At 30.6% G+C, this 25367-nt stretch carries 30 protein-coding genes; 9 read left to right on the forward strand and 21 right to left on the reverse strand.

Annotated elements, in window-relative coordinates; translation table 11 throughout:
- Window positions 1-106: 106 nt before the first annotated feature.
- The 19 genes from NNL09_RS09125 to NNL09_RS09215 all read right to left on the reverse strand — a co-directional run bounded on the left by NNL09_RS09125 (window position 107) and on the right by NNL09_RS09215 (window position 15574).
- The gene (locus tag NNL09_RS09125; protein ID WP_196911524.1) at window positions 107-982 is read right to left on the reverse strand and encodes an ATP-binding cassette domain-containing protein; all 876 of its coding nucleotides are present in this window, start codon (window positions 980-982) and stop codon (window positions 107-109) included.
- Window positions 979-1650: a molybdate ABC transporter permease subunit gene (modB, locus tag NNL09_RS09130; RefSeq protein ID WP_025665889.1), complete on the reverse strand. Its 672-nt coding sequence runs from the start codon at window positions 1648-1650 to the stop codon at window positions 979-981. Before modB ends, NNL09_RS09125 begins: the two co-directional genes overlap by 4 nt.
- Entirely contained in the window at window positions 1650-2048 is a 399-nt protein-coding gene (locus NNL09_RS09135) for a molybdopterin-binding protein (protein ID WP_196911525.1), read from the reverse strand. The genes modB and NNL09_RS09135 overlap by 1 nt, the downstream gene beginning before the upstream one ends.
- Window positions 2049-2051: 3 nt before the next feature.
- Window positions 2052-2801, reverse strand: coding sequence for a molybdate ABC transporter substrate-binding protein (gene modA / locus NNL09_RS09140; RefSeq protein ID WP_025665887.1), 750 nt, complete (start codon window positions 2799-2801; stop codon window positions 2052-2054).
- Between the two features lie 217 nt (window positions 2802-3018).
- Complete coding sequence (locus NNL09_RS09145) at window positions 3019-4104, reverse strand: serine hydrolase (protein ID WP_196911526.1); 1086 nt, start codon at window positions 4102-4104, stop codon at window positions 3019-3021.
- A 138-nt stretch (window positions 4105-4242) separates the two neighbouring features.
- On the reverse strand, window positions 4243-4692 hold the full coding sequence (locus NNL09_RS09150; protein WP_196911527.1) for a GNAT family N-acetyltransferase: 450 nt from the start codon (window positions 4690-4692) through the stop codon (window positions 4243-4245).
- Window positions 4693-4811: 119 nt separating this feature from the next.
- Entirely contained in the window at window positions 4812-5675 is an 864-nt protein-coding gene (locus NNL09_RS09155) for an MBL fold metallo-hydrolase (RefSeq protein ID WP_025665884.1), read from the reverse strand.
- Window positions 5676-5762: 87 nt separating this feature from the next.
- Complete coding sequence (locus NNL09_RS09160; RefSeq protein WP_025665883.1) at window positions 5763-6347, reverse strand: Crp/Fnr family transcriptional regulator; 585 nt, start codon at window positions 6345-6347, stop codon at window positions 5763-5765.
- 72 nt (window positions 6348-6419) lie between these two features.
- On the reverse strand, window positions 6420-7190 hold the full coding sequence (locus NNL09_RS09165; protein ID WP_196911528.1) for a hypothetical protein: 771 nt from the start codon (window positions 7188-7190) through the stop codon (window positions 6420-6422).
- Window positions 7191-7209: 19 nt separating this feature from the next.
- Window positions 7210-7656: a GNAT family N-acetyltransferase gene (locus NNL09_RS09170; protein ID WP_196911529.1), complete on the reverse strand. Its 447-nt coding sequence runs from the start codon at window positions 7654-7656 to the stop codon at window positions 7210-7212.
- A gap of 145 nt (window positions 7657-7801) precedes the next feature.
- Window positions 7802-8908, reverse strand: coding sequence for an alpha/beta fold hydrolase (locus tag NNL09_RS09175; RefSeq protein WP_196911530.1), 1107 nt, complete (start codon window positions 8906-8908; stop codon window positions 7802-7804).
- Window positions 8909-8915: 7 nt separating this feature from the next.
- Window positions 8916-9452, reverse strand: coding sequence for a TetR/AcrR family transcriptional regulator (locus NNL09_RS09180; protein WP_108808066.1), 537 nt, complete (start codon window positions 9450-9452; stop codon window positions 8916-8918).
- A 128-nt stretch (window positions 9453-9580) separates the two neighbouring features.
- The gene (locus tag NNL09_RS09185) at window positions 9581-10138 is read right to left on the reverse strand and encodes a TetR/AcrR family transcriptional regulator (protein ID WP_196911531.1); all 558 of its coding nucleotides are present in this window, start codon (window positions 10136-10138) and stop codon (window positions 9581-9583) included.
- A 231-nt stretch (window positions 10139-10369) separates the two neighbouring features.
- Window positions 10370-12019: a serine hydrolase domain-containing protein gene (locus NNL09_RS09190; RefSeq protein WP_196911532.1), complete on the reverse strand. Its 1650-nt coding sequence runs from the start codon at window positions 12017-12019 to the stop codon at window positions 10370-10372.
- Between the two features lie 95 nt (window positions 12020-12114).
- Window positions 12115-12702 (reverse strand): helix-turn-helix domain-containing protein, encoded by a 588-nt coding sequence (locus NNL09_RS09195; RefSeq protein ID WP_196911533.1) that lies wholly within the window; start codon window positions 12700-12702, stop codon window positions 12115-12117.
- Between the two features lie 82 nt (window positions 12703-12784).
- Window positions 12785-13225: a GNAT family N-acetyltransferase gene (locus tag NNL09_RS09200; RefSeq protein ID WP_196911534.1), complete on the reverse strand. Its 441-nt coding sequence runs from the start codon at window positions 13223-13225 to the stop codon at window positions 12785-12787.
- Window positions 13226-13242: 17 nt separating this feature from the next.
- Window positions 13243-13701, reverse strand: coding sequence for an SRPBCC domain-containing protein (locus tag NNL09_RS09205; protein ID WP_025665876.1), 459 nt, complete (start codon window positions 13699-13701; stop codon window positions 13243-13245).
- On the reverse strand, window positions 13694-14023 hold the full coding sequence (locus tag NNL09_RS09210; protein WP_025665875.1) for a helix-turn-helix transcriptional regulator: 330 nt from the start codon (window positions 14021-14023) through the stop codon (window positions 13694-13696). The genes NNL09_RS09205 and NNL09_RS09210 overlap by 8 nt, the downstream gene beginning before the upstream one ends.
- A gap of 159 nt (window positions 14024-14182) precedes the next feature.
- Window positions 14183-15574 carry a hypothetical protein gene (locus NNL09_RS09215; protein WP_025665874.1) on the reverse strand — a complete coding sequence of 464 codons (1392 nt, stop codon included), beginning with the start codon at window positions 15572-15574 and terminating at the stop codon, window positions 14183-14185.
- Window positions 15575-15666: 92 nt separating this feature from the next.
- On the opposite strand from NNL09_RS09215, the gene NNL09_RS09220 reads away from it, so the two are divergent.
- From NNL09_RS09220 to NNL09_RS09245, 7 genes are all read left to right on the forward strand, one after another.
- Window positions 15667-16029 carry a VOC family protein gene (locus tag NNL09_RS09220; protein WP_025665873.1) on the forward strand — a complete coding sequence of 121 codons (363 nt, stop codon included), beginning with the start codon at window positions 15667-15669 and terminating at the stop codon, window positions 16027-16029.
- 98 nt (window positions 16030-16127) lie between these two features.
- Window positions 16128-16793 (forward strand): DUF2461 domain-containing protein, encoded by a 666-nt coding sequence (locus NNL09_RS09225; RefSeq protein ID WP_196911535.1) that lies wholly within the window; start codon window positions 16128-16130, stop codon window positions 16791-16793.
- 2 nt (window positions 16794-16795) lie between these two features.
- Window positions 16796-17155, forward strand: a complete 360-nt coding sequence (locus tag NNL09_RS09230) for a TfoX/Sxy family protein (protein WP_025665871.1) — start codon at window positions 16796-16798, stop codon at window positions 17153-17155.
- 108 nt (window positions 17156-17263) lie between these two features.
- Window positions 17264-18976, forward strand: coding sequence for a helix-turn-helix domain-containing protein (locus tag NNL09_RS09235; protein ID WP_196911536.1), 1713 nt, complete (start codon window positions 17264-17266; stop codon window positions 18974-18976).
- Between the two features lie 120 nt (window positions 18977-19096).
- Entirely contained in the window at window positions 19097-19264 is a 168-nt protein-coding gene (locus NNL09_RS26185) for a class I lanthipeptide (protein ID WP_196911537.1), read from the forward strand.
- 234 nt (window positions 19265-19498) lie between these two features.
- A complete protein-coding gene (locus tag NNL09_RS09240) occupies window positions 19499-19690 on the forward strand; it encodes a hypothetical protein (RefSeq protein WP_025665869.1) in 192 nt (63 codons plus the stop codon).
- A gap of 235 nt (window positions 19691-19925) precedes the next feature.
- A complete protein-coding gene (locus tag NNL09_RS09245; RefSeq protein ID WP_196911538.1) occupies window positions 19926-20498 on the forward strand; it encodes a Crp/Fnr family transcriptional regulator in 573 nt (190 codons plus the stop codon).
- A gap of 46 nt (window positions 20499-20544) precedes the next feature.
- Here NNL09_RS09245 and NNL09_RS09250 read toward each other — a convergent pair whose 3' ends face one another.
- Complete coding sequence (locus tag NNL09_RS09250) at window positions 20545-21207, reverse strand: hypothetical protein (protein ID WP_025665867.1); 663 nt, start codon at window positions 21205-21207, stop codon at window positions 20545-20547.
- 23 nt (window positions 21208-21230) lie between these two features.
- Window positions 21231-22136 (reverse strand): tetratricopeptide repeat protein, encoded by a 906-nt coding sequence (locus NNL09_RS09255; protein ID WP_196911539.1) that lies wholly within the window; start codon window positions 22134-22136, stop codon window positions 21231-21233.
- 513 nt (window positions 22137-22649) lie between these two features.
- On the opposite strand from NNL09_RS09255, the gene NNL09_RS09260 reads away from it, so the two are divergent.
- On the forward strand, window positions 22650-22817 hold the full coding sequence (locus NNL09_RS09260; protein WP_160170105.1) for a hypothetical protein: 168 nt from the start codon (window positions 22650-22652) through the stop codon (window positions 22815-22817).
- Window positions 22818-23431: 614 nt separating this feature from the next.
- Window positions 23432-25366 carry a tetratricopeptide repeat-containing sensor histidine kinase gene (locus tag NNL09_RS09265; protein WP_196911540.1) on the forward strand — a complete coding sequence of 645 codons (1935 nt, stop codon included), beginning with the start codon at window positions 23432-23434 and terminating at the stop codon, window positions 25364-25366.
- The last annotated feature ends 1 nt before the right edge of the window (window position 25367 follow it).

Consider the following 25367-nt stretch of genomic DNA (forward strand, 5'->3'; position numbering starts at 1 on the left):
AGTCTACAGAATTTAAAAACAGCTATAGTTAAATGGTCGCTATAGCTGTTTTTTTGAATTCATTTTTCAACTTTTGTATTGTGTGGTATATTATATAAGGTTGTGATTAATTTATTTTCTGTAATAAAGGGTTAAATGCTTTTGAAGCAACAATTACGTTATCTCCCACAGCTATTGCTTTAATATCATCTTCTTCAGCAACTATTTTCACAAAATTTGAGCCTATCAAAATAGTAACAATATAAATTATATCTTCTTTTTCAATTTGAATTATTTCTCCCGAAAACTGAAATTTTCCACTTACTTGTTTCGTAGTAAATACTTCAATAGGTTTTCCTTGTCTACTTATTTTTCCATTTTCAATACTAAATACAGTATCAGACATTTTTATGACTTCACCTATCTCATGGCTTATTAGTATAGTAGTTAAATTAAATTGTTTATGTACTTTAAGAATATAGTCTTGTAGTTTTGTACGCATTTTTATATCTAGTGCAGAAAGAGGCTCATCCAGTATTAAGATTTCTGGTGTTCTTACCAATGCTCTTGCTAAGGCTACTCTTTGTTTTTGTCCTCCTGAAAGATTTATGGGTTTTCGATCTTGTAGATCACCTAATTCGATAATATCTATGAGTTCATTAACAATTTCCTTGTTTTGGCCTTTCTCTAATGCAAAAAGGAGATTTTCTTTTACAGTCATATTAGGAAACAAAGCATAATCCTGAAACACAAACCCAATTTTTCGTTGTTGAGGTTTTAGGCAAATTCCCTTTTTGGTATCAAGCCATGTTTTTTGATTCACAGTAATTAGCCCTGCATCTGTTTGTAGTAATCCGGCAATCATTCTAAGTATAGAAGTTTTACCCGCTCCGGATTCTCCATATAATGTAACTAATTGACCTGGCTCGATATTGATGTTAACATCAAGTTGCATTGCTCCATTTGCTGCCGTTAATTCTTTTTGCAAAGCTATATGTATCATTTCCAGAATCGTTTTAAATATCCACCATTAACCAGATATACCAGTAATAAGATGCTAAATGTAATTGCAAATAATATAAGCGAATACCAATTTGCTACATCATAATTAAGAGCCTCTACTTCATCATAAATAGCAATAGAGGCCACTTTTGTTTTTCCTGGCATATTACCACCGATCATTAATACAACGCCAAATTCACCAATGGTATGAGCAAAAGCTAATACAACTCCCGTGAGTAATGATGGTTTTATATTGGGAAGTAATACTTTGAAAAGAGTTGTGATTTTAGACTTTCCTAATACGTAGGATGCTTCTGTTATTGATGAAGGTAAATTCGAAAATCCAGCTTGAATGGGGTGCACCATGAATGGTAAACTATAAATAACCGATGCAAGAACAAGTCCTTTGAATGAAAAAATAAGTTGTATCCCAAGATATTCGTTTAACCAACTTCCAAAAGCATTTGCAGGACTAAAAGCAACTAGCATATAAAACCCTAAAACGGTTGGGGGTAAAACCAAAGGCATACTTACCAGAGTTTCTATGAATGGTTTTACTCTAGATTTTGTATGAGCAAGCCAATAGGATAGGGGGACAGAAATAACCAATAACAAAAGCGTGGTAACTAATGCCAGTTTAAACGTTAATACTAAAGGTTGCCAATCCATCATTCTGATAACATTATTTCGGTGGTTTTAATCAGGGCTGTGATTTTTTCACCAATTTCTAATTGTAATTGATCCGCAGCATCAGAAGTAATGATAGCAGTTAGATGCCCAACGGTAGAATCAATAGTTAACGTACTTAATAATGTTCCTTTTTTTATATTAATAATCTCTCCGATAGCTTTATTCTGTATACTTAAAGAGTGCTCTATTCCTTTTCCAACAATTACCTCTGTTTCTTTAAAAATCATTTTAATATGATTTCCTTGTTTTAAATAGGAAGCCGTATCGGGGGTTTCAATTATAATAGTATTAAAACTAATAGTTCCAACATGAACAGTTACCAATGATAAACTACCATTAGTTTTTATAGACGTTATTTCTCCCTGTAGGACATTCATAGATCAATTTTCTTTTGTTGAATAACCAAAATTTTCGAGAATTTTTCTTGCGTCTGCAGAAGATAAAAAGGTATAGAACTTTTCTGCATCCTCATGATTCTTTTGGTTAAGAATAACAACTCCTTGAGCGATTTCAGAGTAATCAGTGTCTTCGAGATCAATCCAATTGCCTTTATTACTCATTTCTAGAGATAAAACTACGGATTTTGAAGTAAAACCAATTTCTGCCGATTTTGAAATAATAAACTGATTGGTTTGTAAGATGCTTTCTCCGTATACCAGTTTGTCTTTTACGTTTTCATAAAGGTTATGTCGTTTTAAAATCTCTATTGTAGCTAGGCCATAAGGAGCCATTTTAGGATTTGCAAGTGCAATATGGTGTATCTTCGAATTCTTAAGAATTTCTAGAGATGGATTAATAGTATCAATCATTGACCACATAACCAATTTTCCGTAGCCATATGTTTTTGGTGCTTTGGTAGCAAAACCTGTATCAAATAATTCTTTGGGATATTTCATATCGGCAGAAACAAAAATATCAAAAGGAGCACCTTCTTTAATTTGCGCAGTTAATTTTCCCGATGAGCTTATAATAAGATCACAAGTAATACCTGTTTGATTTGTAAAAGTCTTGGATAGCTCTTTTATTGCAAATTGCATATTTGCAGCGACAGCAATAGTTAATTTTCTCTCTTCTTTTTGCTGGCAAGCTGTTATCAAATATATGAGAAGTATGAATATTGCTTTTTTCATTTTTTGTAATTGTTCTCCTGTATTACTTTTTTTGTAAAGATAACAACTCAAAAAGCAACCACGTATAGAGATGGAGTACAATAGATAACTTTTTTATCTAAAAACAATTTTTAATGACACGAACCAAGATGTGATGGTATTTTATTCTTCTAAAAAACGATCAAATGTAAATTTGGCTGTGAAGTGATTATTCGTGTATATAGCTGTAAACTCAATATTATTGAGGTTGACTAAGTGGATAAGTAGGATCCAAAAGTTTAAACCCTAAATCGCTAAAGTGACGACTTCCGTTAACAAGAACAACAACACCGATTTGATCTTCAAGGTTAAATCCCGCAAAACTCACAAAACCATTAGTACCTCCTTTATGGTAATGAATCGTTTTTCCTGATTCTTTTCTTTTTAAAATAGACCAACCCAATCCCATTATTTTATCACCATCAGAAAACCGTTCTTTATGTGTTAACTTTAGGGCTTTATCCAAATTTGAAGGATACATGCCAAGTTGAGCTTCGAGAAACCGTACCATATCCTTTGTTGTTACTTTTAACCCTCCCATAGCAGGAAATTTGCCTAAATCTACTTCATCAATTTGTTTCCCGTTTCTATACCCGCTAACTAACCTATTTCTTTTTTTATCAGGAACAACAAAATGGGTGTCTTTCATATTAAGAACAGTTGTAATTCTATCGTTAATTAAGGATTCGTAACTTGTTTTCATTTTGGTCTCAATAGCATGTTCAAGAACTAGATATGCGAGATTAGAATAAAGGTAAGAACTTGTTTTAGAATCAATCTTATAACTTGATAAGAACTCGTTTAAGTCATCTACAGAATAATCTTTATATCGGTTACTGTCACTTGTAGTCGTATTAGATGGATTACGAGGAAGTCCAGATGTATGAGTTACCAAGTTTTCTAAAGAGATTTTTCTAGTGCTATTAGCCAATACCTTTTTAAAAACTGGAAGATAGATTTCGATTGGATCATGGATATTGATTTCTTTTTTTAATTCTAAATCAGCAAGAAGTGCGGTTGTAAATGGTTTGGTTATAGATGCAATTTCAAAAAATGAATTTTCATCTGGGGTATTAGTATCTGATAATGACATTTGGCCAAAACCATAGTAATGGGTTCCGGTTTTGTCTACAATGCCAATTACAGTACCTAGATGATAACCGTTATCAATTCTTTTTTGAGTCTGTACCCTAATGTTTTTTGGTAACTTTTGTGCATTAGTTGATGCACAACTTATAAAGATAATACCTGAAATAAACGATACTAAATATTTTAATTTGATCATTATAATTTCCTTTTTTAGAAAGTTTAAAAGACAAGTTTATGCTAATGGTTGGACATAAAATAGAATGAAATTTGCCTTATTGTGCCTACTATAGTTTTTAACATGATTGTGATTAGACAAACTGTAAAAATAAAGCTGTTATCCTTTTATAGTTTCGTTGTATACATTTGGGTTAAATTTCTCCATATAAATTTCGGGTTTAGGAAGTTTTGTAAATCCGTACTTTTCGTAAAGCCATTTGGCAGTACTTGTTAACAAAATCCAACGTCTTAAATTTTGTAAATTAGGATGTCCCATGATGGTTTCCATTAGCCATTTACTTAATCCTAATTTTCTATACTCTTTGAGGATAAAAATATCTCCTAAATAAGCAATAGTTGCATAGTCAGATATCACTCTTGCAAATCCAATCTGCTTTTCATTATGATATAATCCAAAATTAAGAGAATTCTCTATTGATACTTTTACTACATCATATGAAATACCATCACTCCATCCTGATTCATTTGTTAGAAAATTATATATCAATAAAACATCTAACTTGTTCTTATCTGTTGAGATGCTATAGTTTTCCTTAGATACTTCCATATTTTTAGTTGATAGAATCCATTGCTTTTGAGGATACAAAGTACCAAAATTAAACAGAAAATAGCGATTTAAGTGTTAGTTTAAACCGCTATTGTTAGTGTATCATTATCAAAATGAATTTACCATTTCATTTCACCTTTTGCGACTTTGGCACCTAATTGAAGTGCAATACCTAAGCCTGCATTGGGATACAGTTTTTGCATGGCAGCAATAAGCTCTTCAGAGTTTTTTGATTTTACTTCTTCTTTCTGATAAGCAATCAAATAATTTTTAGAATAGGTAATAGCATTACGATTTAGATTACTGTTGTCTAAGGCATGAGCAGAAACAACAATTTCTGGGTTAAGGTGTTCCATTTCTTCTAAAACCGATAACCAGGCAACACGTTTTTCTGTAGTGCTCGCATCTGCTATCCATAGATGTAAATTGTCATATACATTCACACCTCCTACAATTGCTTTTAGAGATGGGATCCAGACAAATGTTCTTTCTGGAGTAGGGCCATTAAGACCTTTTATTTCAATAGAATGCCCTTCGAGATCTATCGTATTTCCCTCTAATACTTGTGGGAAAACAACTTTTTTTGTTCCATTACTCCCTAGTTTTGGTCCCCAAATCTGTAACTTTTTCTCATACGTTTTTTTGATGTGAGATAGCGTATGTTTACTGGTATAAATAGTTGCATCTGGGAAGGAATTTTTAAATACTTCTAACCCAAAATAATAATCAGGATCTCCATGACTTATATAAATGGTTGTAAGGTTTTTACCACTTTTTAGGATTTCTGCAACTACGTTATGTGCATCAGAAAGTGTGAATTGCGCATCGATAAGAACTGCGTCTTTTTCTCCATAAATTAGAACAGAAGCGATGTGAAAACTGTTTTCGTCTGCCCGATATACTTTGTATTCTAGGTTTTGTGCTGTACTACTCATTGTTATTGAAATTAATAGTATTGTTATTAAAAAATTGATTTTGTTCATTTTAATGTTCTTTTAAATGATGGTACAAAGTTGCATGCATCCATTGTTAAAAACATTGAACTAGTTCAATAACTATAAGTATCTTGATTATTTTTTTGAAGCGACCTTCCTTCTAATTTTACTTACAAATTCATGTGAAATTCCTAAATAGGCGGCAATCTGTAAATTGGTAAGTTTTTGTGCTATTTTTGGATAGGTCTTCATAAAATGCAGATAGCGTTCATCTGCTGTATAACAATGATTTCGTATCAACCTTCTTTGTAAAGAAACCAAGGTTTTTTGTGTCATTATACGAAATAGCTTTTCTACTTTAGGCATTTGTTGATACAGTTGTTCTTTGTCTTTTTTATTGATCAGAAGAACTTCGCTATCTTCTAAGGATTGAATAGATAAAAGAGCAGGGGCTTGATTTGTAAAACTATCTATATCGGTTACCCACCAATCTTCGACAGCAAAATATAAAACATTTTCATGGCCATCATTATCTATAGTATACACACGAAAACAACCTTTGGTTACAAAACCTTCAAATCGACATACATCACCTTGTCTAAGTAAATATTCTTTTTTAGAAATTGTCTTAGGATAAAAGAAAGAACCATAGGTTTCAAATTCTGCATCAGAAAATTGAATGTGCTTATCTATATTTTCTTTAAGAAGAGTATATGGCATTTTTTATTTCTTATTTTCTGGTAATGTCTTAAATAAATTATTTTTAATACTGCCGGTTAAATAAGATACAAACTAATTTTTAAACCCGGTAGTAAACAGGTTTCTTGCCCCTTTTATACCACATTTTTGATACGCATGATACGTTTGAGCTGCTCTCTCTTCAATTTGTTTGCCTGTTTCATCTTTGATCCAACCATCGATTGCAGATTTTAATGTATATGCTTCTGGAGCCATTAAATGTGTGGTCCACAAAATTGGATTTGCTTTTGCTCGGGATATTTCTTTTGAAAAGTAATTTTGACTATAACATGCTAAAACGATAACATCTCTTTTTTTAATCACTTCTTTCTTGTATGAAATATCTACGTTAAATTCCATTAAACCATCATGGCCGATATATGAAAGCAAATCGGCATCTCCGCCAAATCTTAATGTTTCTGAGTCTACATCAATCGAAATAGGGTTTTGAGAATTAGATGCCTCTAGGAAATCTTCAATACAGGTTTGGATTTTTGCACCGTCATATGCATCGGCTAATAAATAGATTTTTTTGGTGCTATGTTTAAATAAAACTCTATCTAATACTATTGTATTGTCCGTTTCAAAATCTTTTATCAACTTCCAGTCCTTTGCTTTAAACTTAAAGAAAGATTTTACCCCATAACCGGCGCCCCAGTATAAATTATGTTTCGCATCTTTTCCGTTTCCCAATTTTGCTGGTACAGGAACAATTCCTTGATTCTCATTATCACACAAAGCTACATATACATGAATGGTTTTTGTCTGACTATACCCTTTATGGCATAGAAACGAGATCAATATCAAGAGGAATATTTTATTCATGATTGCTGATATTTGTTTTTTATTCATTGAATTTACAAACAAATTTCTTGTGAGTATTTATAAAACCTTGGTTTTTGTAAAAGCTATGAGCATTTTCTCTCTTAATATTTGAAGTAACTTCTAGCTGAATAATTTCTTTTTCTCTGGCGATCTTTTTGAGTTGATTTATTAATTTATGTCCAATTCCTAAACCACGACAGCTTTCTGTTACAAACATTTCCTGAATTTCGCCAACCAATCCATTATGATGAAGCAAATTTTGAACATGACAACTTAAAAAGCCGGAAATTTCATTTTCAACTACGGCTATAAGATATATGTTATGGTGATTCTTTATGTTTTCGAAAAAAATCTGTTCTTGTTTTTCTTTTTCGAAGGTTTGATTTTCTAATATTTCGATAAAATGATGAATAGACAAGAAATCAGAATCTTTGGCTTTTCTTATTTGTATTTTGCTTTTATGCATATGTTGTATAATGATCAATGGTTTTTTTATCCATGCTCTGTTTTTGTTATTAAGGTATTTTATTTTAAATGTAAAATATAAATTCTACTTTTTAAAACGTGCGATTATTTTCAATTCATTATAAGTTTATTACTATGATTGATATTTATTTAGAGTTTTTAATGAGGACATTATTAATCATAAAATCATTAAATTTTTTTGGTTCTTCAAAAGGAGGGAAATGTGCAGATTTATAAAAAGTAATGAATGTTTTTTTTGGAGCTTTTAAAACATCAAAATACTCTTTTGCTATATCATAATTGGTAAGATAATCATGCTTGCCTTGTAAAAAATAAACAGGAACCTTTAATTCTTCTATAGTTTTTGTTAGATCGGTTTTGAAAACTGTTTCAAATAAATTAAAAACGGGAGATTGTATGATTGCTTCAATATCGGTTCCGTTAGTTATAGCATTATATTTATCGCTTATGGTATATTCTTTATTATACAATATAGGTGTAACGAATACATCTAAAACGCTATTTTCTTTATAGAGACTACCGTATTTTGATACATACATTCGACTTTTTAATAGATCTTTATCAATAGGTCTGTTGGTAAACCCACCAATTTTTTTTAAACGATTAATAGCAATTGTATCTTGGTCTTCTGTTACTTTTTTTAGAGCGAATCGATATGCTACTTGTTCGTTTTTATCTACATTCCCGATTTGACCCGTTCCTATGTATGCATGGTAATCGTTAGGATATTTATAAACTGTACTTATACCTAATAATGATCCCCAGGAATGCCCCAATAAGAATATCTTATCTTTTTTAAATCGTTTTTTTAAATATTTTGTAACCTCATTAGTATCTTCAATAAATCTGTCGAGAGTAAAAGTACTTGTAGGGATATTAGAGATTGTGGATTTGCCCGAGCCTCTTTGATCCCAATATACAACGGTGTAATGTTCCTCTAGGTCGCTATTATGTTTTCTAAACATTGGTGTTTCTGTAGCACCAGGTCCCCCATGAAGAACTAATAATATTGGATTGGCTATGTTTTTGCCTCTAATTAATACAAATTGTTCTATACCACCAATGGGAATATGTTTCATTTCGGCAATACTGCTTTTAATACTATCACCTTGTTCATCTTTAAATATGGGAGTTGATCCAGGACTTATTATTAATAAGAATATAAATAATCCTATTAGTAATACTACTAATATAATGCCTGTTACTTTTAGTGTTTTTTTAAATAGGTTCATATTCGGTTTAAATTTCTAATAATATTTGTTCTATGTTTTGTTCTGGAAATACGGATTGCCAAAATAGCAAACCTTCATACTTTGAAATTAGAATTATGGCATCGTTTTCGGGATTTTTCGATTTATTTTTTTTAAACCCTGTTTCCAGCACTTTTCTAAGTTCGGCGTAAAAGTTTCGTACATATTCTTTAAATGTTGGATGAATTTCGAAAGCTTCAAAAAACAGAATAAAATGTCGAGAGACTCCTTTTGGAGTTATTTTAATAGTTTTGGGAATAAATGAACTAAAGAAATCTTTTAAAATAATATTCATCTCTGTTAAATTCATGTCTTTCATAGCATCCAGATCTACTTGTTTAAAATAAAACAGGAAATATTTGTCAATTACCTCTATGTATAATTTTTCTTTATTTTCAAAATGATGATAAACAGCGCCTTTAGAAAGTTTAGAAGACTCCACTAAGTTTGCCATTGATGTACTGCTATATCCTTTATCTAAGAATAATTTAAAAGCAGTTTCTATAAGATGAGATCTAGTATCCATGAAATTAATTTTATACACAGACCAACCGGTCGGTTTGTAAATATATAAAAAATAATACTACATAACAATTTTCATAAATCAATTTAGCTTTGTTCGCTACAATACGTATTGTTTGATGTATCTTTTTATTAGCTATACATCATTCTTATGGATGTCAAAGTTTTTTGAAAAAGGGAGAGATCTGATGTGGCTTTGGATACAATTAAGCTCCCTTGTATTAAAATTAAGGTTTGCTCTGCTTTATTTTTTGCGTCACTTTCTGATAAACCAAATGCAATTCCTAAAGTACTAAAACCTGTAATCCATTGAGTCATAATTTGATTTAATTGTTTTCCAAATAATTCGAGATTCGAATCCATGGTTAATGCTCTTAAAATACATGTCTTTTCGCCTCCACCATAAAGAAGGTCTATGTTTATGAGTGCTTTTTCAAGTCTCTCAACTGGTTTTATCTTGGTGTCAGACAGAAGAGAAAGAATGTTGTCAGCGGCCCATTTTTCTACATAATCCAGAACAACAGAAGTAATTTCCTTTTTCCCATTAGGGAAACGATGATATAAACTTGCTTTCTGTAGTCCCGATGAGCCAGCCAGATCATTAAGACTTGAGCCGTCATAGCCTTTAGAGCGAATAACAGACATTAAGCCTTCTAATAAATCCTGATCATTTACTTTTTGTGGTCTCATAGGGCAAATGTACAAATAAAAAATATTTTACCAAACGTTCGGTAATGTGTGTTTGATTGCAATATAAAACTATATTATTTTATGTCGAAATCTTTTGTTCTATCACTTTTAGAAATATTTTTAGTTATTTTTCAAGTTTTCAAAATCCGTGTTGTCAATTATTATTTCTACCAATTCTTCTAGTTGATCATCCTCTTTGATGTAAATTTTTAAGACCCAATTTGATTCATATCATTTAGTTCCTGATTTCTTTTTTGCATGCTGTAAATTTTCTTTAAATAGTTTTACGCTATGATGATTTGTTTTTTCTCCTAATTCAATTGCTTTTGAATAAGAAGTAATTGCTTCATTATAACTTTCACACACTAAAAAACCTTCACCCAAGCTATCCCATACATTTGGTGAATTAGGATATCGTTTTGTATTTTCTTTAAAAAACTCAATTGCTAATTCACAATTATCATCAAGAAATTTATAACCAAGTCTATTTATAGAATTCTCAGTAGGGTTATAATTTTTTAAAAAAGACTGTTTTATACTATCTGCAATTCTCTGGTTCCCATTTTGATAATAGAGATACATAATATGTCCAACAGAAGTTTCTGATGGTAACACTTTATAGCCACATAACTCAGATAGTTTTTCAAAATAACTATTCAATGCTTTAATACCTCCATTTTTTTTAAATTCATCTAAGGAACTTCTGTCTGGGTACCCTTTCATTTTATAAACATCTTCAAGACCATGCGCTGTTAGATATAATTGATGTATTATCTCTCTGTCTTTAATTGGACTTACATTCGAGAGAAATATAATTGTTGTGCCATCATCAAATATGTTTATTGACGAGCGATGACCATGAAGAGCGCCACCATGAGTATACATTTTTATCTTGGTGTTTCTTTCTATCAGATCATCCCAATTGCGAATCCAGCCATAACAATAGCCATGCTTATTTGGGGTTAACATTTTCTTGGTATAGGCAGCAGATAATAATTTGTTTGTCCTAATTGCTTCGCTCCAAATAAATAAATCATCAACTGTAGAGTGTATCCCTCCGGTAGCATATATATTAGACTGATCTCTAAACGGTACATTATTAAAGTTTCCTCCATATTTCATAAAAATCATACGAAAAGTTTCATCTTCAATAAAAGAATAGCCTTTTGCAGTTTCATTTTTTATAAATTCATTAGTTTCATATCCGGTGTTTTTTAGGCCTAGAGGTTTTGTTATTTTTGTTTCAAGTAATTCTGAAAAGGATTTTTTTGAAACTTCTTCCAAAATAGCTCCTAAGAGCATATATCCTAAACTACTATAATAAAATGTTGTTCCCGGTTCATAGGCTAGTTTTACTTTTCCTACTAGTATTGCCAATTCCCTGGGGGTGTAAGCAGTAGATATAAAAGCATCTTGAGTTATTCCGGTTCTTAGGATACCTTCATAATGTGGTAATCCAGAAGTATGCGATAACAATTGATGAATTGTTATCTTATTTCCTAATTCTTTTGGAAAATAAGATAAATGTGTTGACACAGAATCTTCTAATTTTATAGTACCTTCTTCGACCAGTTGCATTACTAACATCGCTGTAAACTGTTTGGTTACTGATCCAATTGGAAATTTGGTGTCTACAATGTTTGGTATATTTTGTTCTCGATCTTTTAGCCCATAAGCTTTTTTAAAGGTTATTTTTCCTTTTTTCGCAACCAGAATAACTCCATTAAAAGGACTACTAATTTTTTTTCTTCCATTTTCAGTATACTCCTGCATTAGTGCATCCAATGATTTTGGAGAATTACTACATGAATTAAAAAAGAAGATTATAATTACTATAAATAATAGTATACGAATTGGTTTTTGTGATGATTGATGAATCATATTTGTTTCATTTTGATTATTCGAAACAAATGTATGGGCGCGAAAGAGGATGTATTATGTCAGAACTATGACATTCTTATGCCATTTATTGCTAACTATAAGAAATTAGGTATAAATGACATGGTAAGAATGTTTTTATTATTTAACTGAATGGTGTTTTTAGCGATGATAAAAACGTTAATTGCTAAACAGAATAAGTAAACGATTAGAGCGATGTAGAGTCCGTTTCCAGCATTTCCTGTGATAAGGTTATTAAGGAAAACGACTAAAAAGAAGGAGGATACGGTAGCTACTGTCCAAATGATTTGAAAACTAATTATTTTACCTCCAAGGTGCTTTAAATCTTTTAATGTTCCGTTTAGTTTCCAGATCATAAGTGGAATTATGATATTACCTAATGGGATAATTAATGTCGCTAGAATAGATAAATTCATTTTTTTAAGAATAGATATTTCGTTGGCTAAATTCTGTATGTTGGGTTTTCTAATAGTTAAATTAGAAATATCTATATCTAGTTTTTTTGCTAGCGTTTGTAGAGTAAAAAGACGTGGTGTAACAGAACCTTTTTCAATTCGCTGTATGGTTCTTAGAGAAATATTTGACATTTCGGCTAATGCTTCTTGAGATAAACCTTTGGCCAAACGAGCTTCTTTAACTTTTTCTTTTACAGTTATTGTATCCATGGTGTTGTTTTAAGTCTTCTTATGTTCTTATATCAAAAACATAGGTTTTGAAGTGACTTTTTTTAATTCTAAGCAGTTTAATTTAAGGCTTATCTGATGTTCGTTCAAATATTTTTTGTTCTTTTTTCTCAATAAAATTCTGATTTAGATAAAACCCATGAGCAGATTGTCTTTTTACGTTACATCTTACCCTAATAGTTTTATAATCATTAACGTGATTTTCTAGATGCCCGATCAAAGTACTAGCGATTCTATTCCTTCTGTATTCTTTTCTAACGATAAGCCCTCCGATTTCCAAAAAAGGGGAAGATGTTAATCTAATCGAAATAAACCCATGTATATATCCAATAACTATCGTATTTAAGACAGCGACAAATGCAAAATGATCGTTATTAGAATTTATTGAGGTGATCTGTTTTAAAATTAGAGATTCATCAATTTGATAGCCAAGTTGTACAGAAAGTTCAGCTATTGAAAATGCATCAGATTTTTGTAGTTCCCTTATTTTAATTTCTTCAGACATATTGTTTATAAAAACGGTTATTTTTTTTGAAGAAACTCTCCAAGTCTATCAAAAACAGAACCCCAACCATTCATGATACCCATTTTTGTTTGTTGCTCACAATATTCTTCTGTTGGATGTATCACATTAAAAGTAAAATTAGTTTTATCTCCATTTTCCTCAAATAAAGCTTGTATTTCAACCCCTTCTGTCATGGGTTTGAAGTTTGCAGAAGAGCATATTTTTTCTAGTTCAACAATCTCTAAATACACCCCATCAGAAATGAATTCGTTTCCGTCTGGCATTTGCATAGCGTATTTCCACTTACCACCAACCCTAAAGTCATGTTCAATTACTTTTGTGTTCATTCCTTTTGGCCCCCACCATTGAGCAATATGTTCGGAGTGAGTCCAGGCTTCCCAAACCAATTTTATAGGCGCATTAAAAGTTCTTTTTAAAGTTACGGTTCGATTGTTTGCTTCACTTTGATTACTCATTTTTTTTATTTTTTGTTTGTAATTTGGTTAAATAATTTTCGAAAGAATCGAGTCTGTCTTCCCACAGATTTCGATATTGTTCTATCCATAAGAAAGCGGGGATAAGGTTTTTAGGTTGGATATGGCAAAATCGCTCCCTACCTTGTTTGTTAATAGTTATTATTCCACATTCCTTCAGGATTTTTAAATGTTTTGAAATTGCAGGACGGCTAACATCAAATTTTTGGGCTACCGTATTTACGGTTAATGTTTCGTCTGCCAGTAACTCTATAATTTCTCTTCTAACAGGGTCTGCTATTGCTTGAAAGACATCTCTTCTCATAATTTTAAGTAACCGATTGGTTACAAATATATATGTAATCATTCGGTTACGCAATCTTTTTGTAAAAAATTGTAGTTAATCAATAGAATTTGCTACGAGAAGGAGGTAGTCAAAACCATAAAATTGTGCATACATCTTTTTTCGATTTTTCTCAAGAAGTTAGCAATTTCTATTCATCCATTCTTTAAAATCAACATACCCTAGTATATGATTAGGAATTGGATGTTCTTCAAGTTGTTCGTTAAGTATTGCAAAAGCTTTTCTTTTCTCTATAACATCATATTCGACAGTTTTTGACAAAAACTTTAAGATGTTTTTTTCATAGAAAACTATGTTTTTTTGTTTTTTAAGATGCTTTTTCATAGAATTTATCAAATATCTTAATGTAAACCCATTACTAAGTTCATAGTGAACCAATAGGTTTAACCAATAAGTATAAGTGATTAGATCTTTTCGATCTTTTTTAGTTTGATGATTAAGGATGTCATTGATCCATTGTAATGCTTTTTTATTATCTTTTTTTAAGAAGTAAATATTCGCAAACTGAAAACGAAAAGATAGCCAATAATTATTTGGAACAAGGCTTTCATGAAGCTCAATAAAATTTTGAATTTCATCAATGATTTCGTGAGTAGTATGTAGCTCTTTTAGGTTCCTGTGAATTTCAAGTTCTATGTTATAGAGTCTTAGTTTTTCTTTAATCAAAGCTGCAGAGATAGTCCCAACAGCAAGTGCTTTTTGTTTTAACAATAAGATTCTTACAAAAGCCTCTTTATATTGTTTTTTATACACAAGAAAACCAAGAAGGTTATTATTTACAGAAAAATACATAGCAAAGTATTCTTTTAGTAATTCAGGATTTTGTTCCCATTCTTTGATGAGGTCTTCTAGAGTTTGTTTTGCTTTATCGGTATGCTTGGCAAGGAGTTGTTTTCTGTATTTATGCAGTGTTTTAAGGGTTTTGTTTTGTAACGAAACACTTTTTTTGTGTGATAATGAGAATTGAGTGGGGTCTATATTGGCCAATAAAAGACTAATATATTCATTCGTAGATTCGAGTGTTTCTTTTTGTTTTTGAATAATAGTTTTAAATGTCTCAAAATCCTGGGGATGTAATGCTTGATGTACTTTTCTTTTCCAATCCTGGATATGAAAAAGTAAAACATCCTGTTGAAAGTTTTTTGCTTTTTTTTCGGCTCTGCTTAATTCGCTTAAACAGATGGTGTACTGACCTTTATGAAATAGGATTTCTACATTGCGAATAATGTCTATAAGCTCTGCGTTTTTTGAAATTCGAGAATGATAATTCCTTAACGATTGAAGAATGCGTTGTTTTAAATAATTTTTTATTGTAGTTAATTGTGTTACAAATGCTTTGTCTTTGAAAAGAGCTTTAATTTGAGCTTCATTATATTCTTTTTGAGCTTCTATTGCATCAAAAAGATTTAAGTATTCTGAAGACTCATTTCCTTGTGCGCTTAATTTAAAATATCGCTTTTCACTTTTGGATAATGATTGAATCAGGTAAAATAACTCTTCGTTTTTCTTCATTTTAGAAACCTATGTTTTTGTAAAAATATAATTTTTTTGACACATAGGATCACTTACCTTTGAGATATTAGAAACCAATAAATTATAATATCATGTCAAATGCAATTAGCTGGTTTGAGATACCAAGCACTAATTTTGAAAGAGCAATACAATTTTATAATGTGCTTTTAGAAGCCGAACTGCAACCTATGGAGATGGATTTTAAAATGGCTTTTTTTCCATATAAGGATGGAGGTGTAGGAGGTTGTATTACCCATGGTAATGGTAATAAACCTTCACAAGAAGGTACATTTGCTTATCTTAATGGTGGTGATGATTTATCTATTCCTTTGGCTCGAGTAGAAAAAGCAGGAGGGAAGATTTTGATGCCGAAAACTTCACTGGGAGAAAATGGATATATGGCGATTTTCCTGGATACCGAAGGAAATAGAGTGGCTTTTCATTCTATGAAGTAGCCTTTCGTATCTCTTGTCATATTAAACAATGTGAAAAGGTTGAATATGACAAGAGATATCTATTCTGTGTTTTTTTACTAATTTTAATTATTGCATTGATGCACTATTTTACAGAAGATTTTGTGGCCTTTTTTAAAGAGTTGGCAAAGAATAATCATAAAGACTGGTTTCATGAAAACAAAAAAAGATATGAAGCTAGCGTGAAAAAACCTTTTGAGGTATTTGTTGGTACTATGATAAGGGAAATACAAAAATTAGATCCTGCACTCCAGGTTGAACCTAAGAATTGTGTACTTAGGATTAATAGAGATATTCGTTTCTCTAAGGACAAATCTCCCTATAATTTATATTATACTGCTTTCATTTCAAATGGTGGGCGTAAAGATAAAAGCATCCCGGGTATATTTTTACGATTTTCGCCAGAAATGGTAGGTATTATGGGTGGATGTTTTGGCCCATCGAAAGAACAATTGCATAAAATAAGAACTACGATTAGTAAATCACCTAATGTATTTAGAAATTTATTAGAGGAGAAAAGTTTTGTACAGAAATTTGGAGAAATTAGAGGTGAAACAATGAAACGTATTCCCAAAGAATGGCAAGACACATGTAAAAAAGAACCATTAATTGCAAATAAACAGTTCTACTTTGTTGGAGAAGAAGCTCCGGGTTTGATTTGTAGTGATGTTTTGGTCGAAGAAATGATGGCATATTGGCAAACGATGCGTCCTGTAAATGAATATTTATTAAAAGCAATTCAATAATTATGGCGTACAATGAATTTATAGCAGATCGTATTCGGCAGATTTTTAGAGAACAAAAGGCAGATTTTTATGAAAAGAAAATGATGGGAGGGTTATGCTTTATGGTCGATAATAAAATGTGTTGCGGAATCCATTTTAGTAAGAAAAAGGAAATGGATTTACTAATGGCACGAATAGGAATAGATGCAACCGAAGAAGCAATGAAAAAAGAAGGGTGCCAGCCCATGGACTTTACTGGTAGACCCATGAAAGGTTTTGTTTTTGTTACCCCAGATGGTTTTGATCTGGATGAAGACCTCGAGTATTGGGTGCAATTATGTTTGGATTTTAATCCTTTTGCAAAGAGTAGCAAAAAGAGATAAAATCAACCAAGATCACTTAAATTAATTGTGTGTCTGGCTATTATGCCAGGCCTTAATATCTTAAAAAAGTAATTGTTACATTTGGATGGTTGTATCATATCCGGACTAATGATTTTTTTTAAAAGACTTTTATCAGAACCCTTATTTTTTTCTATAGGATTATCTGTTTTCTTAACGATTGGAATGTTTGCTCAGGAAAATAATGTTCCAGTATTTGATACTCTTGTTGGTAAATCCTCTAAAGAACTGGGGAGGTTTATAAAGACATCTACGCCAGAAGAGGCAAAAATTTACGAACTAGCACTTTCTAATCTCAAAAATCAGGATAGCGCCAAGACCAATGAGTATTATTATATCGCACTTTCTTTTTACAATACGGGAAACTATGAAAGAAGTGCATATTATTTTAGCCATGCAGCAAAAGCGGCAAAACAAGCTAATTACGAGCTGTTTTTATGTGCTATTTATTTAAAACTTGGCAATTCTTATCTCAAGGATTGGAAAAACCAAAAAGCGTTAGACTCCTATTACAAGGCTTTGGAAATTGCACAAAAGAATAGAAATATTAAATATGAGATTGTTGCAAATTCAGGGATTACCATGATTCGTAGAAGAATGAAGCAATTAGATAAGGCTTTAGAAGTTTGTAAGCATTCCTTAAAACTTGCAGAGAACTCTTCTTTTAAAAATGGTAAAAATCATGTCAATCTAATCACTATTATTAGTGAAATATACATGGATCAAAAGAAATATGATTCTGTACTTTATTACGCAGAAATAGGAATTAGACTTAGCGAGCCTATAAATTATCATATCGGAACTATTGATTTAAACACTAAAAAAGGAGCAGTGTTTTTTCATAGAAACGATTTGCCTAAGGCGTTTGAGTATTTACACCTGGTAGAAGATATTGTACATACTCGTAAGATTAAGCAAAAAAAATCTATAATGAATCTTCATTATTTTCTTGCTCGTTGTTATTATAAACAAGGAGCATACAGAAAGGCAATTGCATCTTTGGATCGTATATTAAACTTGTTAGAAAAAAAAGATTCAAGAAATGATAGAGTTTTGGAAGCATATCGATTATTAGCATACTGTAATGAGGCTATCGGAAATGAGAGAAAGTCTAAATACTGGCTTAATAAACATACGATACTTCAGGCTCAATTTCAGGAAGAAAAAGATAAGACTGTTAATAAAATATACAATAAGGATACTCAAGAGTTAGGAGAAACTATAAAGGAACTCGAGAATAGACAACAAAAAGAAGTAAGATATAGTATAATTGTAGTATTGATATTGTTAATATCGTTGATAGTAGTTGGAGGATTGTTTTACAGGAAACAAAAAATAAATAAAACTATTTTTAACAATTTGATGGATAAAATATCCAATCTGGAATCTGAGCGCAGAACAGAAATAATGGGGGCCAAAGATAATACTAAGGAGATTATAATTGATGATGATAAAATCAATAATGTGTTAAAGGGATTGGGTAGATTAGAGGACCAGGAATATTTTTTGAAATCTGATTGTAGTCTAAGTACAATGGCTAAAAAAGTAAAAACTAATACTACATACCTTTCAAAAATTATCAAAATACATAAAGGAAAAAGCTTTAATGATTATATCAATGATTTAAGGATAGAATATGTATTAAAAAGATTGAAAAATGACAAGAAGCTTAGATCTTTTTCGATTAAATCAATTGCTTCAGAAATAGGATATAAAAGTGATAATTCTTTTACAAAACACTTTAAATCCAAAACAGGTTTAAACCCTTCTTATTATATTAAAAAAATCGAAAACTTAGGATAGTATTTTCATGAATAAGTAGCTTCTAATTCCTACCGCAATTTATTTAAATTGAGGCTAACAAATTATGATCGATGTTATATAGAAAGTATATTATTTTATAAATATTAAACTAATATGATCATGAAAAAACATCAAAACAAAAGGATCGACCTTAAAAAAATTACTATTACCAGAATTAACCACAGCGCAATGAGAATGGTAAAAGGCGGAGAATGTGAGGTTACAGATGATGATACAGGAACTCATGAGAGTCTTTGCGTTTGCCAAAGCGGGCGTGACGTATTTTAGATTTACCTTTTTAACCAGTCCGAATTTTTTAGGCTTTACAAGCTGTCATAAGTGTTTTCTTGCTCCTCATTTTATCTAATATACGGGAGTTATGTTTTTCTCTCTCTTTGTTAGATTATACCTTAGAGTAGAAAGTCAAAGTGTTGTTAACGATAATATTTTGATATAGGGGGAAGCCGAAAACCTTTTAATAGAGTAGGTAAGTTTTATAATTCAATTTAAATCTAATAAATTATGTTATCAAAAATTCTAAGTTTAAAAGATGTTCAGCAATTAAACAAAAAACAACAAGAAACTATTAATGGAGGGATACAACATCCTGTTGGATGTAGAACAAGAAGGGATTGTTTCCAGGCAATTGGGGAATGGGATTGGTATTGCTCTATATCGCCATATGGTGGTTATGGGACTTGCATGCCGTACTAAAGATTATGTTGTAATAAATATGATTCTTTGAAATTTAAAAGACTGTCTGAAAGGACAGTCTTTTTTGTTGAATATTTTTTAAGATGTTTGCAAACCTGTAGAGAGTTCTTTTAAGGATTATACAGGTTAAATATGTAAGAAGTGCTATTAGTTTTGTCATCAAAATAGAATGTTCTTTTTCCTTGTTAATATGTCAAGGATGTAGTATTTTAAAAACCTCACAATGTATAAGGTTATGATTACTACTCTAGCGGGATATGTTAGAAATTATATTGATATTTCTGATGAAGAAATAGAACTGTTTTATCAACATCTTAAGGTAAGAAAGTTCAAAAAGAAAGAATATATATTAGAAGAAGGAAAAATCTGTAAAGCAAGATGTTTTATTGTGAAAGGATGTGTACGATCATACTATATTGATGAAAAAGGAATCGAACGAATTCTTGATTTCGCAATTGATAAATGGTGGTTTACAAATTATAATAGCTTAATTAATCAAAGTCCTTCAGAAAATTTTATTCAAACTATTGAAGATTCGGTAGTATTAGAACTACATCAAGATTCTTTTGAAGAACTGTCTGCTAAACTTCCTAAAATTGATAGATTATTTAGAATAATCACCGAAAAAACCCACATTGCTCATATCAATAAAACAAAGTATACTCGTAGTCTTTCTGGAGAGCATCTATACAAGCAATTTGTGTTAAGCAATCCGAAGTTTTCACAAAGAGTTCCCCAGTATATGATCGCTTCTTATTTGGGGTTATCACCAGAGTTTGTGAGTAAGGTAAAAGCAAAATATCGTTAATCGGGTTTAAGCAAACCCGATTTATGGTCATTATGTATCTATAAAATCATCTCTTTTTATCTCGTAACATTTGCCTAATACTACGTATAGCATTATCTGCATCTGATGTGCTAAACTCTCCTCCTACCTCTTCGATCATAACATTTTCAGAAAGTCTGACCTCTATCCTAGAACTCCCTGAGGTTGTTAATATGAATTTTTCTGAAACATTATATTGATAAATTGTACCATTATTGATTAGTTTTCCTATAAGTGGGATTTCATTTACAACTTTCTCACCAAAAGTAAATTCTTCGTGAGTTACTGATTCTGATTTGGTTTCTATAGAAACTACATCTGTATAAAAATAAGATGAGGTAGATTCATTTAAAGGATTTTCCGTTATGGGGTCAAATACACATTGATAAAATACGATTTCATGTTGTGTAAAGTTGATGATCGTTACTCCTATTGGGATGTATCTGATAAAATTGTCCTTACCTTTTTTTAATTTAAATTCGGCTCCGCCAATATTATACATTTTTGGTCCTGTAATACGACGCGGAGTTCTTAAACAATCATTTTTGTCTAAAAGTGTTTTGGTCAACGCTCTGTCGAATAATTTACTAATTGATTGGTTGAGAAGGTTATCAAACTCATTATCCGAGATCTTAGAGGTTAAAATAGATTTTGAGAAATATTGTTTAATTTTTTTTCCATTTGAAGTCATGTGAAGATTATTTATGTTGGTTTTCAATTTTTAAAATAGTTATCTTTTGATAACCCACCTAATGTAGAAAATAAGCGCTCCAGTTCATTGGGTTCTTCTTTTGTTATCATTGGTAAATCATTAGAAGAATTGTCTGGATCATCGAGTCCGCTTCGTCTAAAATAATCTTGAGTGATAAGGTATTTTAGACAATGATATTTTTCTTTCTTATTATTTATACGTATCGCCGTTTTTAGAGAAGTTTGTATTTCTTTGATTTCATTCATTTTTAGTCTAAAAGGTCTCTTACCTTTAAACATTGCCAAGGCCAAATTATAATGATATTCATCATCGATTGGATTGATCTTAATAGACTCTTTTATATACCTTATAGATTCTTCATATTGATTTTGGGAAAGTAATAGAACTCCTAACCAGAAAAGAGTTTTGTCATTAGAAGATTCTGATTTTGTTTGGGCTAAAAAGGATTGGGTATACTTAACAATTTCTTTTGGTGTTAAATTAGACAGTTTTTTATATGATAGCTTTTTATAATGTCTCTTTTCATCTGTACTGGATTTGTGTTTCTTTTTGTTTCCTCTACTAAGTATAAGTTCTTCTGCTCGATATTTCTCAAGGCCCCAGAAAGCTTTATTTTCTTTAATGAAGTTTTCGTAAGAAGAATAATCAATATACTGTGCCAAAATATCCAGATAAGATTTTAAGTAGGTGAATTTTTCTCCTTCTTTTTTATTATATCGATCTCTATAATTAACTATAGTGGTTCGGCCAATTTTTTCTTTTGTTTTTTCTTCCAGTCGCTCTATAAGTCTATTAATATCACGTTCTATATAATCTTTAAAAGACTTATTTGGAGTATGTTCTTTTGCAATAGCATCAAAAAAATATACAAATACATCAAACTGTGATTCTGATAAGGATTTAGCCATTTTAGTGAGTTAAAAATATTTCTTAAAGAATACTCTGTGTAAAGTGAAGTGAAAGTATTAAAAGTTAGGAAACCGCTTTTGCGGAAAACCACAATGATCAAAAATAATTGACTGTTAGAATGATACAATAGACATGGTGTTTGATTTACCCCATCTGATGATGTAAATCAATATTTTTTATAGAAAAGTTAAAGATTAAAAGAGTTTACTGTAGCCTAAAAACAGGTCAATTAAGAATATTTTTCAATAATTTTTTAAATAGTCGTCGGCCGATAATCGACCAATATTATCGACCGATTATGTTTTTCACCTTTGTATCGTAGTTGATTCTAGAAAACTACTTGTGAAGTTTAATAGGTTGAAAATAACTTAAGAGAAGAAGATATTTCCACCCTTATCAAAACTTCATTCTTCTCAAAAACTATCAAAGCGCTTTGATTTTATCAGACTGCCCGAATCCTCATAAAGATTCGGTAAGGAGAACCATAATGTTTAATCAAAAAATTTAATAAAATGAAAAATATAAAGAATATAATAAAATGTATAATAATTTGCTTGTTTTTAGGGTTAATCTTTATTTCTTGTGAAGAAAAAAATGACTTTACAGATGATATTTGTAATTATGAAACAGCTACCACAGAGGAAGGGACTGTAGAAGAGCAACCTGATGACGATGAATAAGTCGTCCTAAAAGATTGATAGATTTTAAATACTTAAATCACACCTGTGAAGCTTGCTTCACAGGTTTTTTTGTTGTGTATAAAGCTAGATGTTTTATAGTTTAAACTTAAATGTGATCTTTTATTGTTGTAGGTTTTAATTGATTGTTGAACAAGTTGTTTGAGTTCTATTACATTATTACAAGTATGTATTAAAGATTCATTTTTTAATTGAATCTTCATTGTTTTTACTACATTTTTGGCACTCATATCATTACTGATTTGGTGTCCCAAGATCATTCTGCTATATGCATCAGTTACTAAAGATAAATAATGGGTGGGTTCTCAACTTTTGATATATATAATATCGCTAACAAAGAACTCTTCGATTCTAGATGGTTGTGTTTGTTTCATAAAATTAGGGTGTTTTCTTATTTTTCTATCTAATCTACAACTGCTAATTTAAAACCTAAATTGTAATCACATTGCGTGTGTGTTTTCCGAGGTTTTTCCGAATAGTTCATAAGTAAATCGATTTTGTGTCAACTTATTTTAGGACAGGACAAAATGATAAATCAAAAAGTCACAAGAAAGTGTGGCTTTTTTTTTAATTTTAATTCTTAAACTATTGATAATATGCATAATAAAACTTTAGTAGTTGTGTTAATCATTCTATTTTGCGCTTGTAATAAAGAACATCTTATTACTTTTTCTGAAAAAGAGAAACCTTTGGATAGTATAGCATATTATTATGACCTTTCGAAAGACAAGACCAAAGACCTAAACATTAGATACCAGGCTATAAACAACGCATATAAGCGCTTTGATATAGATTATAAAGGCGCTGTTTATCACAAGGTTTTATATCAAAAAAGTGTTATTCATTATTCCCTAAAACAGATAGATAGTTTAAAGCATTACAATGCCTTATTATTAGATAAGACTAATGAAACTAAAGATATTTATTACGAAGGAAAAGGGTATTATTTAAAAGCATATTATTTTGATAAGATTAAATTTTATTCTGATAGCGCATACTATTATTATAATAAATCAAAAAATAATTTTCTGACAATAAAAGATAGTAGCCAGATAGGTAGGCGTTTATTGAATATGGCTTATGTACAACAAAGCAATAGTGATTTTTTTGGAAGTAAAGAAACAATTACAGATGCATTGCGGTATTTGTTACCAGATAAAGATGCAAAATATATTGCTTCGGCATATAATGTTTTAGCCATTAGTAATAAGAACCTTTTGAATAATGAAGATGCAATAAAATATTATGAAAAAGCTATTGCAAATACAAAATCTAATATAGATAGATTGGTTTATAAAAACAATCTTTCAATAGTATACATTAAGAATAAAAAGTATAAAAAGGCAATTGAATTATTTAGAAATATTTTGAGTGATTCTTTATTGCATATTTCATCAAAACAAAAAGCCAGGTTGATAGATAATTATGCTTATGCCCGATGGCTTAAGGATACCTTAGATATCGAAAAAGAACTTTTAAGCGCATTACATATAAGAACTCAAGAAAATGATAAACGAGGATTAATAGCAAGTTATAAGCATTTGGGAGAATATTTTTCTCAAAAGAACAGAGGAGAATCTTTAAAATGGTTTGATAAAATGATGAAAATTTCTAAAAGCATTAAAAACCCAAAAGGAGAATTGGAAGCTTTAAATTTTTTAATGGAAATGAAACCTGAAGACCTCAATATTAAAACAAGATATATCCAACTTACTGATAGTCTTCAGGAACAAGAATTACAGGTCAAGACTCAATTTGCTAAGATCAGGTATGATGATCAGTTAAAGGTAGAAGAGATTCATAGATTAAAAGATCTTACTGCTAAACAGGAATTAGAAGTTTCTTTTCAAAGGACTCAAAAGATAATTTATCTTTTAATAGGAGTTATACTTGTATTGATTATTGTTTTTGTGTTGTATTATTTGATGCAGAAACACAGAAAGGATACAGAAACAAAAGTTTATAATACTGAAAGAAGAATTTCAAAAAAGGTTCATGATGAATTGGCAAATGATATATCTAGTATTATCAATTTTATAGAAAATACTCAAGATATTTCTACTTTTTCAATACGAAAAAGTATAGGAGATAAATTGCAAAATATCTATCTAAGAGCAAGAGATATATCAACAGAGATGACAAGTATTGATGTTGTTAATTTTCAAAAAGAATTAAAAAATTTAATACAGCAATACAATAACCAAAATATGATTGTTATTACTAATGTGTCAGAGACAGATTGGTCCACTGTTCCTGATTATAAAAAAATAGCAGTGTTTAGAGTGGTTCAAGAACTTTTTATTAATACAATAAAACATAGCAAGGCTAACAAGGCAACATTAATGGTAAAGGATACAGGAAAGCATAGAATTGTTACCTATAAAGACAATGGTATAGGGGCCATTAAAAAGAACCTAAATATTAATGGATTAGCTAATGCGGAAAATCGCATTGAAAATATAAAAGGGGAGTTTATCTTTGAGACTAGCCCAGACGAGGGATTTATAGCGACCATTATGTTTCAAAGATAAT

The sequence above is a fragment of the Aquimarina sp. EL_43 genome, assembly GCF_943422735.1.
Classification (GTDB): Bacteria; Bacteroidota; Bacteroidia; order Flavobacteriales; family Flavobacteriaceae; genus Aquimarina; species Aquimarina megaterium.